Origin of the sequence: Marinospirillum alkaliphilum DSM 21637, from assembly GCF_900119735.1 — a bacterium.
Classification (GTDB): domain Bacteria; phylum Pseudomonadota; class Gammaproteobacteria; order Pseudomonadales; family Halomonadaceae; genus Marinospirillum; species Marinospirillum alkaliphilum.
Genome location: NZ_FPJW01000008.1, coordinates 84,324 through 97,604 on the forward strand (window position 1 = coordinate 84,324; position 13,281 = coordinate 97,604).

A 13,281-nucleotide genomic window follows, 5' to 3' on the forward strand; every position below is an offset into this window, starting at 1 on the left:
TCTGCATGCCTATTGTTTTTGCTGCGCTGCAGCAGTTAATCTTGTGGACTTCGCTCCCCTTCCTGCAGGTTCGTTGCCATGGCTGTTCTTGATTATGTGCTGTTGTTGCTGGCGGTGCTGGCACTTTTGGGTGTGGTGTTTGAGGAGCTGACCCACATCAATAAGGCCAAGGTGACGCTGTTTTTTGGCACCCTGAGCTGGGTGTTGTTGTTTGTGTTCAGTGACAGCCCAGAGCAAACCGCAGGGGTATCACATGGGTTGTCGGAAAGCATTGCCGAGATTGCCGGTTTGTGGCTGTTTCTGGTGGCGGCGATGACGTTTGTGGCCTACCTGAACAAGAAGGGCATGATTGAGAACCTGATCCATCTGGTGTTGCCCCGTCGGCTCAGCGAGCGCAAGTTGCTGCTGTTGACCGGGCTGTTCTGTTTTGTGTTTTCTTCTTTGGCGGACAATATCACGGCCACACTGGTGTCTTGTGCCTTGATCCTGTCACTGGATCTGGATCTGAAAAAACGCATCCAGTTCATTACGCTGGTGGTGTTTGCGGTGAACTCCGGTGGGGTGGCGCTGATTACCGGTGATGTAACCACGCTGATGATTTTTCTGGCGGGCAAGGTGGATATCCTGAGCCTGCTGACCTTATCGATTCCTGCGTTGCTGGCAGTGTTGGTGCTGGCGTTGCTGTTGTTTCGCGGTTTGTCGGGTGGCGTGGTGCTGGAGCCCAGGGTTACTCCAGTCCGTCGTGTGGATGGTGTGATTGGTCTGCTGTTTTTGCTGACCATTGTGGCGACCATCAGTGGCAACGTCTTGTTTGCCATTCCTCCGGTGTTGACCTTTCTGTTTGGCCTGTCGGTAATGTTTATGGTGTCGCGGCTGCTGAGTGATGACTCGGATCGGGACCCGATTCTGGAATATGTGCGTGCCATCGAGTTCGAAACCCTGCTGTTTTTCCTCGGCATCCTGTTGCTGGTCGGGATGTTGAAGGAAATTCAGGCATTGGATTCAGTGGTGCTGGTGTACCAGCTGTTGCCGCCGGTTTTTGCCAACTACCTGATGGGTATTTTTTCAGCGGTGATTGATAACGTGCCGCTGACCGCCGCTTTACTCAAGTCGGGCATTGAAATGACGCCAGGTGAGTGGCTGGGACTGACTTATGCGGTGGGTGTTGGTGGTTCATTGCTGGTGATTGGTTCAGCCGCTGGCATTGTGGCAATGAGCAAGATTCCGGGGCTGACTTTTGTTGCCTATCTGCGCTATCTGCTGCACCTGTTTATGGCTTACACCCTGGGGTATGTCGCTGTAGTGTGGATGGGTCAGGGTTTTCACTGAGGTAAACAAGCATGTTGGTAGCGAGTCTGGCAATTCTGATGGGACTGCTGTTGCTGGTTTGGAGTGCGGATCGTTTTGTGGATGGCGCTGCAGCCACCGCGCGGCACTTGAATATGCCACCCTTGCTGATTGGTATGGTGGTGGTGGGTTTTGGTACTTCCGCTCCGGAAATGGTGGTATCAGCGCTGGCCGCCTCGCAGGGCAATCCAGGTATCGCGCTGGGTAATGCTTATGGTTCAAACATCACCAACATTGCCTTGATTCTGGGTGTCACCGCCTTGATCAGTCCGATTCTGGTGCATTCCACCCTTCTGCGTAAGGAGCTGCCGATTCTGCTGGGGATTACCCTGCTGGCGGCTTCACAGGTGTGGGATGGAGAAATCACTCGCTGGGATGCGGCGGTGTTGCTCGGTGTGTTTTCCCTCCTGATGGGGTGGACCATCTGGAATGGCATGAAAAAAAGCGATGATGCGCTGGGTGTGGAAATGGAGCAGGAGTTACTTGCACATCCCATGCCCTTGAGCCGCTCCGTTGTGTGGCTGGTGATTGGTTTGTTGCTGCTGATTGCCAGTTCCCGTGTGCTGGTCTGGGGGGCCGTGGAAGTGGCGCAGGGTTTTGGGGTCAGTGATCTGATCATCGGTCTGACCATTGTTGCTGTAGGTACGTCCCTGCCGGAGCTGGCTTCCTCTGTGATTGCAGCTCGCAAGGGTGAGCATGATATGGCACTGGGTAACATTCTCGGTTCCAACCTGTTCAATACCCTGGCTGTGGTGGGCATTGCCGGTGTCATTCATCCGATGGGCTTCGGTCCTGAGGTGTTCAGTCGTGATGTCATGATGATGCTGGGCCTGACCCTGTTGTTGTTTGCACTGGGTTATGGCTTGAAGGGACAAGGGCGTATCAACCGCTGGGAGGGTGGTTTGCTGCTGGTCTGTTATGTGGGTTATGTCCTCTACCTGCTCAGTAGCATTTAATGCTTGATGGGTGGCATGGCAACTGGCCTGCAACAGCGAGTTAGTTGCTTCCGGGTGAGTTGATTTCAGTAGTTGACTTGTTGCAGCCAGTCGAAAAAGAGTTCCAGCCAGCTCAGTAGGTAAACAGTGATCATACGGTTTTCCTTGCATACAAGCGTTGTCCTGCGACCCAAGTGGCGGCAATGGCCTGCTCGCCTCCCAGAAACATCAGGGCAAAGAGTTTTTCCTCTAGTGTTTCCGCCAGTTGGCAACGTTTGTTGAGTAATGGTGTGGCAGCGGTATCCAGTAACACCAGGTCGGCGTATTTGCCGGGTTCCAGGCTGCCGATCTGCTGCTCCAGTCCCAGTGCACGGGCATTGCCCAGGGTGATCTGATAAAAAGCCTGCTGCGGGTTGAGGTCGGCACCTTGCAGACGGGCAACCTTGTAGGCTTCTCCGAGCGTGGTTAGCAGCGAAAAGCTAGTGCCACCACCCACATCGGTGGCCAGGCTGAGCCGAATCTGTTCACGGTGGCAGCGTTCCAGATCAAACAGACCACTGCCCAGAAACAGGTTGGAGGTGGGGCAGAAGGCAATCACTGATCCGCTTGCTGCCATCTGTTGCCATTCCCGATCACTCAGGTGAATGCAGTGACCAAACAGGCTGCGTTCACCCAGCAGGCCGTAGTGGTCATACACATCCAGATAATCCTTCGCCTTGGGATAGAGCTCTTTCACCCAGGCCACTTCCTTGAGGTTTTCACTCAGGTGCGTCTGCAGGTAAACCTCCGGGTGTTCACGGCGCAACTGGCCAACCCGTGTCAGTTGTTCCGGGCTGCTGGTGGGTGCAAAGCGTGGAGTAAGTACATACTTCAGACGTCCCTGGCCGTGCCAGCGCTCAATCAATGCCTTGCTGTCGTGATAGGCAGAATCCGGTGTATCCAGTAGTTCTGGTGGTGCAAAACGGTCCATCATCACCTTGCCGGTCAGGATGGTCTGATGGCGGGCTTGCGCGGCATTGCACAGGGCATCCACCGAAACAGGATGGACGGTGGGATACACCACGGCGGTGGTGGTTCCGTTGCGCGCCAGTTGGTCGAGAAAGAAGTTGGCTTCTTCGGCGGCCAGTTGTGGATTGGCAAAGGCCATTTCGCGTGGAAAGGTGTATCGATTCAGCCAGTCCAGTAGTTGTTCGCCGTGTGAGGCGATGATGCCGGTCTGAGGGTAGTGAATGTGAGTGTCGATAAAGCCGGGCAGCAGCAGGCCGGTGAAGGATTCCACCAGTTGGTCTGGTGCAATCTGTGGCAGCAGATCGCTGGCATGGCCAAGGGCTTCAATGCGTCCGTTGCGGATCAGCAGCAGCCCGTCAGGCCAGTGGCGCAAACCATCAGCAAAGTCGAGCATTTCACCCCGCAGTATCTGGATGCTGGACGGTGTGTTAGCAGCATCGATAGGTGGAGTAACCATAGGGTGAAATCATCAGGGGAAGGTGGTGGTGTTCGTTGGCTGCAGCGATCAAAAACTCAATTTTGACCTGAGGGTAAAAGCAGGCTTCGGCACGATCGTTGTACCATTCTCCGGTGGCAAAAACCATCAGGTAGTGGCCGCTGTCGCGTTGATTTTCATCCAGCCAGTCCGTAATACGACCTTCTTTATTGGTTTTGCCTTCGGCCAGTAGTTGCCACTCCTGACCTTTACGAACGTATAGTTGGATTTTCATGCCTACGGCTGGGCGACCGTGAGTGGTGTCCAGTACGTGGGCGGTGATCGGGCTGGGCATCAACAACCTCCCTGATGTTTTGGTTGGTTTGTTGATAAGGATAGTTGCTGAGAGGGATTTTTGTAGTGACTGTGTTTGCAGTCATCCCGCAGCAGCCGGTTTTGCCTGGCTGCTGCGGGACAAAAGGGTTTTTAAGCGGCCTGGGTTTCCACTGTGGCCAGCGTCGGGCTGACTGCAGCCAGCACGGCATTGAGGTTGGCGGCCACGGTGTCTTCACTGATGGCCACGCCACAGCAGACCTGTTCACCCACTTTTAACTGAATGTAGGTCACGGCCTTGGCATCACTGCCGGTGGACAGGGCGTGTTCGCTGTATTCGGTGATCTGGATTTCCTGATCCAGCACCTGTTTCAGGGCTTCGGTCAGGGCATGGAGTGCGCCCTTGCCTTCACCCTGCAGTTCACCGCTGCGCCCCTGTTGCCGGATCACGGCAGTCAGGTAGTCGCGGTCACTGCGCTCCAGCTTGTAGCTGACCAGCTCAGCAAGCATCGGATTGCTCAGGTAGGTCTGGTCGAAGGCATCCCAGATTTCCTGGCGTTTTAATTCCCGTGCTTCGGCTTCAGTGCGTGCCTGCACCACTCTGGCAAACTCCACCTGCAACCAGCGGGGTAACTTCAGGCCATAGTCGGCTTCCAGCACATACGCCACACCGCCCTTGCCGGACTGACTGTTGATGCGAATGACCGCTTCGTAGGTGCGGCCCAGATCCTGTGGATCAATCGGCAGGTAGGCCACATTCCAGCCCTGTTCGGGCTTTTGCTGGCTGAGGCTTTTTTTGATGGCATCCTGGTGGCTGCCGGAGAAGGCGGTGTAAACCAGTTCACCCACCCAGGGGTGGCGTGGATTGACCGGAATCTGCGTGCAGGCTTCCACCACCTCAACAATTTCCTGGGCATCGGCCAGATAAAGTTCCGGGTCCACCCCCTGGCTGTAGAGGTTCATTGCCATGGTGATCACATCCATGTTGCCGGTGCGCTCACCATTGCCCATCAGAGTGCCTTCCACCCGGTCGGCACCGGCCATGATGCCGAGTTCGGCGGCAGCCACGGCACAGCCCCGATCATTGTGGGTGTGCAGGCTGATTTCAATGCAGTCGCGCTGGGCAATGTGGCGGCAGAACCATTCAATCTGGTCGGCAAACACATTGGGCGTGGACATTTCCACGGTGGCCGGCAGGTTGAGGATGATTTTTTTCTCGGGTGTCGGCTGCCATTCCTTGACCACCGCATCACAGATTTCCACGGCAAAATCCAGCTCGGTGCCGGTGAAACTTTCCGGCGAGTACTCCAGGCGCCAGTCGGTGGCCGGGTGTTTTGCAACCCGCTCTTTCACCATCCGCACACCGGAGACGGCTATCTCAATGATTTCCTCACGGCTCATGCGGAACACCTGCTCCCGCTGCACGGTGGAGGTGGAGTTGTAAACGTGCACTATGGCTTTTCTGACGCCCTGCAAAGCCTCAATGGTGCGGTCAATCAGGTGTTCCCGCGCCTGGGTGAGTACTTGCACCGTCACATCATCAGGGATCATGTTTTCTTCGATCAGTGCCCGCACAAAATCAAAGTCCGGCTGGGATGCGGCAGGAAAGCCCACTTCGATCTGTTTGAAGCCGATTTTCACCAGCAACTGGAACAGGCGTTTTTTCTGTTCCACCGTCATCGGGTCAACCAGTGCCTGGTTGCCATCACGCAGATCCACGCTGCACCAGATCGGTGCCTTGTTGATGACCTGGTCAGGCCACTGGCGGTCTTTTAACTGCACAGGGGGAAAAGGGCGGTATTTAGTGTGGTCGTAACGGCTCATGGCGGTTCTCACAAAATAGGGCGGGTAGCCCGGATTGATTCATGGTGCAAAGTTTAGCGCAGGGTAAGCGGTAAAAAATTGCAAAGGTGCCTCGATAAAAACTTTTTTTGCATGTTTATCGCGTAAAATGGTTGCTCATTGGTGTTAAATTGCTTTTATGGCTTTTATTGCGCTTTCAGGAGGGCTTAGCATGAAACTGGATCGTACCGACCGACGTATTCTGGATGCCTTGCAAAAGGATAGCAGCATCAGCAATCAGGACCTGGCAGAGCAGGTGGGTTTATCGGCATCACCCTGCTCGCGGCGGGTGAAACAATTGCAGGATGAAGGTTTCATCAGCCGTTATGTGGCACGACTGAACCAATCAAAACTGGGGTTAAAACTCACGGCCTTCATTCAGATTGCACTGGATCGTCACACACCGGATCGTTTTGCCGAATTTGACCGGATTGTCAGCAACTGCCCGGAGGTGGTGGAGTGTTATCTGGTCACCGGGCAGAGTGCTGACTACACCGTTAAGGTGATCGTGCCGGACATGGAGTATTACCAGGAGTTTTTGCTTAACACCATCACACAGATCCCCGGTGTCACCGGTGTGCACTCCAGCTTTGTGATGCGCAAGGTGGTGGATAACACCGAAGTGTCACTCAAGCACCTGGGCTGATTACACCCTGCTGTCTGAACGTGTGGAATTTGACTGCCTCTTTGAATGAATATACGATTTATATATGTTTCGTATATTTTGTGGGGTTGTCATGGGTATTGTGAAAATTTCGGATCGCTTGCATGAGGATCTGCGACTGGCCAGTCAGGCCATGGCGCGTTCGGTGAATGCTCAGGCAGAGTTCTGGATGCGGCTGGGTATGCTGGCTGAGCTGTATCCGGATCTGAATTACAACCAGTTGAAAATTCGCCTGTTAAAAGCGGAATCGGGTTCATTGAAGGAGTGGGTGGATGAACTCGATCAAGCTCAAGTCTGAGGCGGAACTGGAACTGATGCGTGAATCCGGGCGCTTGCTGGCGGATGTATTCATGCAGCTGAATGACTGGGTGCAGCCGGGCGTGACCAGCATGGCGCTGAATGATCGGGTGGAGGCTTACATTGTTGAAGTATTAAAGGCCCGGCCAGCCAGCAAGGGACAGTATGACTACCCTTATGTGCTGAATGCCTCGATCAATGAGGAGGTCTGCCACGGCATGCCGGATCACCGGCGTCTGAAATCCGGGCAGATCATCAATCTGGATATCACGCTGGAGAAAAATGGTTTTATTGCCGATTCCAGCAAGATGTATCTGGTGGGTGAGGTGTCGCCTCAGGCGCGGCGATTGGTGAAAACCACCTATGAAGCCCTGTGGACCGGGATTCGTATGGTGCGTCCCGGTGCAAGGCTGGGTGATGTGGGGCATGCCATACAGCAGTATGCGCAGGCTGCAGGTTATTCGGTGGTGCGGGAATACTGTGGTCATGGCATCGGGCGGGAAATGCATGAAGCCCCGCAGGTGCTGCATTTTGGTATTCCCGGTACCGGTGTGGTTCTGGAGCCGGGCATGACTTTCACCATTGAGCCGATGCTGAATCAGGGCAGCCACAAGGTCAGAACTTTGAGTGACGACTGGACGGTGGTGACCCGTGACGGTCAGTTGTCCGCCCAGTGGGAGCACACCCTTGCGGTTACGGAAAGTGGGGTGGAGGTGCTGACGCTCAGACCTGAAGAAACTCATCTGCTGGCCAGCAGTTCCAGTCGTTCACTGATGTCACAGGCACTGACAAAAGCCTGATCATGGCTGACCAGCAATAGGGCACCGGGCCAGTTGCTGATCAGTGCTGCCAGTTGTGCCTTGCTGTTCAGATCCAGATGGTTGTCGGGTTCATCCAGCAGTAGCAGCCCGGTGTCTGGCTGACGGGTGGCCATCAACAGTGCCAGTTTCATCCGCTCACCGCCACTCAGTTGTGCCACCGGCAAGGCTGCTCGCTCACGCCGCAGCCCCATGTTGGCCAGCAGGGTACGGGCATCACTTTCCGGCAGACCGGGTGCTGCCTGCTGCAGGTTCTGCAGTGCACTGGTTCCGGGATTCAGCAGGGAAAAATGCTGATCCAGGTAACAAGGGCGAGTGTGCAGGTGGACTTCACCGTGGATGGCGGGCAGGCTGCCGAGCAGCACTTGCAGCAGGGTGGATTTGCCGCTGCCGTTGTTGCCGCACAGCTGCATTTTATGCCCTTGATCGAGACTGAACGTCAGGGGTGTCTGCTGGCCTCTGGGCAATTGCACGTCAATCACATCCAGCAATCGCCCCTTGCCACTTAACCGGGTTGGCAGGTGGAGTTTCTGTTCATCCAGTCTGGCCTGTTGCTGGCGCAGCAGTTGTTGCTGTTGCTGCAGTTGTTGCTGTTGCTGGTCACGCAGACGGGATTGCTGGCCGGAATGTTGTTCGGCACGGTTCTTTTTCATGTCCAGCAGCAGTTTGCCCTGGCTGCCGGAAGTACGCTGTTGTTTGCCGGTGCGGGCACGGCGTGCAGCGCGTTCACGACTCTGCTGTGCCTGGTTTTGTACTTCCTGCAAGCGTTGCTCGGTGTTGTCCAGTCTGCGTTGCAAAGCTTGCTGCTCCAGCCTGCGTTGCTGTTGCCAGAAGCTGTAGTTGCCGCCATAACGGTGGATGCCGGTGGTGTCCAGCTCCAGAATTTCATCCATCTGCTCCAGCAGTTGCTGATCATGGCTGACCAGCAGCAGGCCGCCTCGATACTGCTGAATCTGTTCGATCAACCACTGGCGTCCTTCAGCATCCAGATGATTGGAGGGTTCATCCAGCAGCAACAGATCAACCGGATGACTGAACAGCCACTGCAAGGCCAGTCGGGTTTGCTGGCCACCACTGAGTTGCGCCAGCGGCAGTTGTGGATCGGCAGGCAGGCCAAGGGACGTCAGTAATTGATTCAGCTCCTCCGCCAGCAACCAGCGATCAGCAAGCAGCTCCAGATCTTCGGCGCTGCCCTGCCCCTGTTGCAGTCGCAGCAGCGCTTTCAAGGGTGCTTCAATGCCCAGCAAAGTGGCCACTGAGCCCTGTAGATCCGGCAGTTGTGAAAGCCAGGCCAGACTGCCCTGTTGCAGGATCTGCCCGGTATCGGGTTGCAGCTGGCCGATGAGCAGTGCCAGCAAAGTGGACTTGCCACAGCCGTTGTGACCCACCAGCCCGGTGCGATGAGGCTCCAACCGAAAGGAGAGGTTGTGGAACAGGGGGGTGCCCTGATCAAAGGAAAAGGTGATGGAACGCACATCAAGTAAAGGCATGAAAACCGAACTCCGCAGTTTTGAAAGTGGAAAACAATCAAAGTGGGGTTCAGTGCTTCATGGGTGCGGACCGTCCTTAAGGAAATACATTTGCAGGATTGACGGGAATCAGCTTAGCTTTAATGCATCAACTGGCGCAAGTTTTCTGTTTTTTGTGGCCAGGCGCAAGGGTTGTTCAGATGTTTTCAGTAAGGGGTTTCTTATGCTGCCTGCTCTTTTCATTTCTCACGGTTCCCCCATGATGGCGCTGGAAAAAGGCCCGGATCAGGATTTTCTGCGAGAGCTGGGGCAGCAATATCAACCCCGTGCACTGCTGGTGATTTCGGCGCACTGGGAGACGGATGAACTGCAGATCAGTAATAGCCCGAAGCCGGAAACCATTCATGATTTTTATGGCTTTCCACCGGCCTTGTTTGCCTGCAGTTACCCGGCTGCCGGGGATCCGGCACTGGCAGAACGGGTGGCCGCGTTGACACAGGCACGCCAGGTGAAGCGAGGTCTGGATCACGGGGCCTGGGTGCCATTGATGTTGATGTATCCACAGGCCGATATCCCGGTGGTGTCCTTGTCTTTGCCTTCGAGCTGGAGTGCAGAACAACTGCATCAACTGGGTCAGCAGCTGGCACCCTTGCGAGAAGATGGGGTGCTGGTGATCGGTTCCGGTAGCCTGACTCATAACCTGCGGGCCATTCAATGGCGGGCCGCACATGGTGAAGCGGCGGACTGGGTGATGGCTTTTGCTGACTGGGTTGAAAAAAACCTGTTGTCGGATCAGCCACTCACCCTGTTGGACTGGCAAAACCAGGCTCCTTTTGCCCATGAAAATCACCCGACACCGGAGCACTTTCAGCCACTGCTGGTCGCTCTGGGGGCTGGAAATCAGCCGCAGAAGCTGTACCGCTCTTACAGTCATGGTGTGCTGGCCATGGATGTTTATGGATTTTTTTGATGCAGGGCTGCCAGCAGTTGTTCCCGTATCCAGATCATGCGGGGGTCACGGTGGTGGCGGCTGTGCCAGTAAAGGTAAAACGTCACCGGTGGCTGTTCCAGTGCGGCAGGCAGGGGTTGGATGATCAGCGCCCGGTTGTGACCGATGCGTTCGGCCAGTCGCAGGGGCAGGGTGAAGATCAGGTCGGTGTGCTCACAGAAGTCGGCCACCGACATGAAGCTGGATAAACGCAGCATCACCTGACGCTGTAAACCCAGTTCAGCCAATGCCAGATCCATGCTGCCGGGTCCCTTGCCGGTGATGGAAACCATGCCATGTGCAGCAGCGGCATAAGCCTCTACCGTCAGTGGTCGCCCGGCCAGTGGGTGATCAGCAGCCATGATGCAGCGCATCGGCATTTCATCAATCACCATGCGATGCAGGTTGCTTTCTGCAGTGGCCGGATGCAGGCCGCTGAAACTGAACTGCACTTCATCCCGATCCAGCATGTCAAAGGTGTCCAGCTCCTGACGCACGGTTTCCAGTCGCAGGCCGGGTGCCAGTTGCCGCAGGCGTTGCACCAGTGGCGGGAAGTAGATGGCCAGCTCCAGGTCCAGTCCGGTTAATCGAATCAGGCTGGTGTCGGTGGCAGGATCAAACCCCGGTTGCTGAATCAATTGTTCAGCTTGCTGCAATAATGCATTGAGCTGGGGTTGCAGCTGTCTGGCGCGGCTACTGAGATCATAACCTCGGCTGGTTCTGACCAGCAGCGGATCCTGCAAGGCTTCTCGCAAGCGTGCCAAAGCCCTGCTGACGGCTGGCTGACTCATGTTGAGCTGTTCTGCAGCATGGGAAACGTGGCGTTCCTGCAGCAATGCCTGCAGCACCGGCAACAGATTCAGATCCAGGGTTCTTAAATTCATTTCGCGCATAGCAGCTATCTTCATTATGCATTAGACGGATTTATTCTGACCGCTCAGAATGCATCCATCAAGGGAACCTCTGATCAACGTCATGAGCGCAGGTCAGGCAAGGCGAAATTGACCGAAAAAGCGGAGTTTACACGGAGTAAATGAGCATTTTGAGAGCAATTTCAACGCAGCATCAGCTAGCGCAATAGATAATCAGATGTTTCCAGAGTTGTTGCATAAGAGGTTGGAAGTAATGAAGTTCATTCGCCATGCAGGGAACACTCCCAGCGCTTATGGCTGGGTCAGCATTCTGCTGCACTGGGTGGTGGCTCTGGCCGTGATCGGGCTTTATCCGCTTGGGCTCTATATTGTCTCCTTGAGTTATTACGATCCCGGCTACCGCCTTTACCCGGATATTCACCGCAGCCTTGGCATCCTGCTGGCCATGCTGCTGGTGATTCGCCTGGTCTGGAAACTGCTGAATCCATCACCGGTTTTGCTGGTGCATTCCACCTGGGAGCGGTTGTCTGCAAAAGCCGGGCATCTGCTGTTGTACTTGCTGCTGGGGCTGGTGCTGTTTTCCGGTTATATGCTGTCGACTGCTGATGGTCGCAGTATTCAGGTGTTTGACTGGTTCAGTGTGCCGGCCATTCCGGCGCTGGCCAATCGTCAGGAAGAACTGGCCGGAACGGTGCATTTTTATGCAGCCACTGGCCTGGTGGTACTGGCTGGAGTGCATGCTCTGGCCGCGCTGAAACATCATTTTATTGACCAAAACGCAACGCTCAGGCGCATGCTGGGCATGACTACGGAGAAAGACTGATGAAATTGAAATCTGCATTTGCCGGGCTGGCCCTTGCCACTGCCTTTGCTGCCACGCCTGTGATGGCTGCTGATTATGTGATTGATACCGAAGGTGCTCATGCCTCGATCAATTTTAAAATTGATCACCTGGGTGTCAGTTATGTGGTCGGCCGTTTTAACGAGTTCACCGGCACTTTCAGTTATGACGAAAAAAATCCGGCAGCCAGCAAGGTGGAAGTGACCATCAAAATGGCTTCCATTGACTCCAACCATGCCGAGCGGGATCGCCATGTGCGCAGCAATGATTTTCTGGATGTGCGCCGTTATGCCGAAGCCCGTTTTGTCAGCACCGCTTATGAAGACCTGGGTGATGGCAAGGCCAACCTGAAGGGCAACCTGACGCTGATGGGACAAACCCGTCCGATTGTCATTCCGGTACAGAAAGTCGGTGAAGGTCAGGACCCCTGGGGTGGCTACCGTGCCGGTTTCACGGGCACTACAGCATTAAACCTGCCTGACTTTGGTGCCAACTTCAATCTGGGACCGGCTGCCGAAACGGTTTATCTGGATCTGGTGGTTGAAGGCATTCGCAAGTAATTCGCTGTATTGTTGTTGATCGCTGGCGCCTCCTTTGTGGGGCGCCTTTTTTGTTGTAATCTGATGCGCTTTTTCTGACCAGAGAGACAGCCATTTTGGAATTGGCCAATGAAGTCCTGTTGTTATTGTTTCTGGCTGCTTTTGTGGCTGGATTCATTGATACCCTGGCCGGTGGCGGCGGATTAATCACCATTCCCGCTTTGCTGCTGGCCGGTGTGGCTCCGTTGGAAGCCCTGGCCACCAACAAACTGCAGAGTGTGTTTGGGGTCATGACAGCATCCCTGACCCTGTTGCGTCGCCGTTTGCTGGTGTGGAGTGAAATGCGCGGGCTGTTTCTGGCGGCTCTGATTGGCTCGGCTCTGGGTGCAGCATCAGTGCAGTTGGTGAATCCTGCTGCGCTGGATTTTGTGATTCCGCTGGTGCTGGCGGGTATTGCGGTTTATTACCTGCTGGCTCCCAAGGCCGGTGATGTGGAAACCTGCCCACGCCTGAAAGAAAAAACCTTCCAGATGCTGGTAGTGCCTTCCATCGGTTTTTATGACGGCATGTTCGGGCCCGGCACCGGCTCCTTTTTTGCAACAGCAGGAGTGGCCCTGCGCGGGCTGGATCTGATCAAGGCCACAGTACGCGCCAAGCTGCTGAACTTTGCCACCAACCTGGCGGCAGTTGTGGTGTTTGCAGCAGGTGGTCACATGCTGTGGAAGGTCGGAGCAGTGATGCTGATCGGGCAGGCAGCGGGTGCCTGGCTGGGGACTCATGCGGTGATCAGGGGCGGTAGCCGGTTGATCCGCCCCCTGTTGGTCACTGTATGCCTGGTGATGCTGGCGCGATACTTCCTGACTTGAGTCGTGCATTTTTGTTGCCAGATATCGACATTTATACACACGTTTGA

At 55.2% G+C, this 13,281-nt stretch carries 14 protein-coding genes; 9 read left to right on the forward strand and 5 right to left on the reverse strand.

Annotation, left to right across the window (positions count from 1 at the left end):
- The first annotated feature begins 78 nt into the window (after nt 1-78).
- Both nhaD and BT114_RS11235 read left to right on the forward strand, forming a co-directional pair.
- On the forward strand, nt 79-1,329 hold the full coding sequence (nhaD, locus tag BT114_RS11230) for a sodium:proton antiporter NhaD (protein ID WP_072326561.1): 1,251 nt from the start codon (nt 79-81) through the stop codon (nt 1,327-1,329).
- An 11-nt stretch (nt 1,330-1,340) separates the two neighbouring features.
- Complete coding sequence (locus BT114_RS11235; RefSeq protein WP_072326562.1) at nt 1,341-2,303, forward strand: calcium/sodium antiporter; 963 nt, start codon at nt 1,341-1,343, stop codon at nt 2,301-2,303.
- A gap of 130 nt (nt 2,304-2,433) precedes the next feature.
- On the opposite strand, the gene guaD is transcribed toward BT114_RS11235, so the two are convergent.
- From guaD to leuA, 3 genes are all read right to left on the reverse strand, one after another.
- Entirely contained in the window at nt 2,434-3,747 is a 1,314-nt protein-coding gene (gene guaD / locus BT114_RS11240) for a guanine deaminase (RefSeq protein ID WP_072326563.1), read from the reverse strand.
- Nucleotides 3,719-4,060 (reverse strand): hydroxyisourate hydrolase, encoded by a 342-nt coding sequence (uraH, locus tag BT114_RS11245; protein WP_072326564.1) that lies wholly within the window; start codon nt 4,058-4,060, stop codon nt 3,719-3,721. The genes guaD and uraH overlap by 29 nt, the downstream gene beginning before the upstream one ends.
- Nucleotides 4,061-4,191: 131 nt before the next feature.
- A complete protein-coding gene (gene leuA, locus BT114_RS11250; RefSeq protein ID WP_072326566.1) occupies nt 4,192-5,862 on the reverse strand; it encodes a 2-isopropylmalate synthase in 1,671 nt (556 codons plus the stop codon).
- A 190-nt stretch (nt 5,863-6,052) separates the two neighbouring features.
- Here leuA and BT114_RS11255 point away from each other — a divergent pair, with 190 nt between their 5' ends.
- From BT114_RS11255 to map, 3 genes are all read left to right on the forward strand, one after another.
- Complete coding sequence (locus tag BT114_RS11255) at nt 6,053-6,526, forward strand: Lrp/AsnC family transcriptional regulator (RefSeq protein ID WP_072326569.1); 474 nt, start codon at nt 6,053-6,055, stop codon at nt 6,524-6,526.
- Nucleotides 6,527-6,617: 91 nt separating this feature from the next.
- A complete protein-coding gene (locus tag BT114_RS11260) occupies nt 6,618-6,842 on the forward strand; it encodes a ParD-like family protein (RefSeq protein ID WP_072326570.1) in 225 nt (74 codons plus the stop codon).
- The gene (gene map / locus BT114_RS11265; protein WP_072326572.1) at nt 6,817-7,641 is read left to right on the forward strand and encodes a type I methionyl aminopeptidase; all 825 of its coding nucleotides are present in this window, start codon (nt 6,817-6,819) and stop codon (nt 7,639-7,641) included. The genes BT114_RS11260 and map overlap by 26 nt, the downstream gene beginning before the upstream one ends.
- Here map and BT114_RS11270 read toward each other — a convergent pair.
- Nucleotides 7,581-9,149 carry an ABC-F family ATP-binding cassette domain-containing protein gene (locus BT114_RS11270; protein WP_072326574.1) on the reverse strand — a complete coding sequence of 523 codons (1,569 nt, stop codon included), beginning with the start codon at nt 9,147-9,149 and terminating at the stop codon, nt 7,581-7,583. The genes map and BT114_RS11270 overlap by 61 nt on opposite strands.
- Nucleotides 9,150-9,351: 202 nt before the next feature.
- Here BT114_RS11270 and BT114_RS11275 point away from each other — a divergent pair, with 202 nt between their 5' ends.
- On the forward strand, nt 9,352-10,098 hold the full coding sequence (locus BT114_RS11275) for a DODA-type extradiol aromatic ring-opening family dioxygenase (RefSeq protein ID WP_072326576.1): 747 nt from the start codon (nt 9,352-9,354) through the stop codon (nt 10,096-10,098).
- Here the strand turns inward: BT114_RS11275 and BT114_RS11280 are convergent.
- Nucleotides 10,083-11,009: a LysR family transcriptional regulator gene (locus BT114_RS11280; protein ID WP_072326578.1), complete on the reverse strand. Its 927-nt coding sequence runs from the start codon at nt 11,007-11,009 to the stop codon at nt 10,083-10,085. The two genes, BT114_RS11275 and BT114_RS11280, sit on opposite strands and share 16 nt — an antisense overlap.
- Nucleotides 11,010-11,241: 232 nt before the next feature.
- Between BT114_RS11280 and BT114_RS11285 the strand changes: the two genes are divergently transcribed.
- The 3 genes from BT114_RS11285 (at nt 11,242) to BT114_RS11295 (ending at nt 13,234) form a co-directional block, all read left to right on the forward strand.
- Entirely contained in the window at nt 11,242-11,811 is a 570-nt protein-coding gene (locus tag BT114_RS11285; RefSeq protein ID WP_072326580.1) for a cytochrome b, read from the forward strand.
- Nucleotides 11,811-12,389: a YceI family protein gene (locus tag BT114_RS11290; RefSeq protein WP_072326582.1), complete on the forward strand. Its 579-nt coding sequence runs from the start codon at nt 11,811-11,813 to the stop codon at nt 12,387-12,389. Before BT114_RS11285 ends, BT114_RS11290 begins: the two co-directional genes overlap by 1 nt.
- Nucleotides 12,390-12,484: 95 nt before the next feature.
- A complete protein-coding gene (locus tag BT114_RS11295; RefSeq protein WP_072326584.1) occupies nt 12,485-13,234 on the forward strand; it encodes a TSUP family transporter in 750 nt (249 codons plus the stop codon).
- Nucleotides 13,235-13,281 lie beyond the last annotated feature (47 nt).

Excerpts from the sequence above, each read along its gene's own strand:
- BT114_RS11260 (WP_072326570.1), top strand. The coding sequence starts at position 6,618 with ATGGGTATTGTGAAAATTTCGGATCGCTTGCATGAGGATCTGCGACTG.
- guaD (WP_072326563.1), bottom strand. The coding sequence starts at position 3,747 with ATGGTTACTCCACCTATCGATGCTGCTAACACACCGTCCAGCATCCAG.
- BT114_RS11235 (WP_072326562.1), top strand. The coding sequence starts at position 1,341 with ATGTTGGTAGCGAGTCTGGCAATTCTGATGGGACTGCTGTTGCTGGTT.
- BT114_RS11270 (WP_072326574.1), bottom strand. The coding sequence starts at position 9,149 with ATGCCTTTACTTGATGTGCGTTCCATCACCTTTTCCTTTGATCAGGGC.
- nhaD (WP_072326561.1), top strand. The coding sequence starts at position 79 with ATGGCTGTTCTTGATTATGTGCTGTTGTTGCTGGCGGTGCTGGCACTT.
- leuA (WP_072326566.1), bottom strand. The coding sequence starts at position 5,862 with ATGAGCCGTTACGACCACACTAAATACCGCCCTTTTCCCCCTGTGCAG.
- BT114_RS11275 (WP_072326576.1), top strand. The coding sequence starts at position 9,352 with ATGCTGCCTGCTCTTTTCATTTCTCACGGTTCCCCCATGATGGCGCTG.
- BT114_RS11280 (WP_072326578.1), bottom strand. The coding sequence starts at position 11,009 with ATGCGCGAAATGAATTTAAGAACCCTGGATCTGAATCTGTTGCCGGTG.
- BT114_RS11255 (WP_072326569.1), top strand. The coding sequence starts at position 6,053 with ATGAAACTGGATCGTACCGACCGACGTATTCTGGATGCCTTGCAAAAG.
- BT114_RS11290 (WP_072326582.1), top strand. The coding sequence starts at position 11,811 with ATGAAATTGAAATCTGCATTTGCCGGGCTGGCCCTTGCCACTGCCTTT.
- map (WP_072326572.1), top strand. The coding sequence starts at position 6,817 with ATGAACTCGATCAAGCTCAAGTCTGAGGCGGAACTGGAACTGATGCGT.
- uraH (WP_072326564.1), bottom strand. The coding sequence starts at position 4,060 with ATGCCCAGCCCGATCACCGCCCACGTACTGGACACCACTCACGGTCGC.
- BT114_RS11285 (WP_072326580.1), top strand. The coding sequence starts at position 11,242 with ATGAAGTTCATTCGCCATGCAGGGAACACTCCCAGCGCTTATGGCTGG.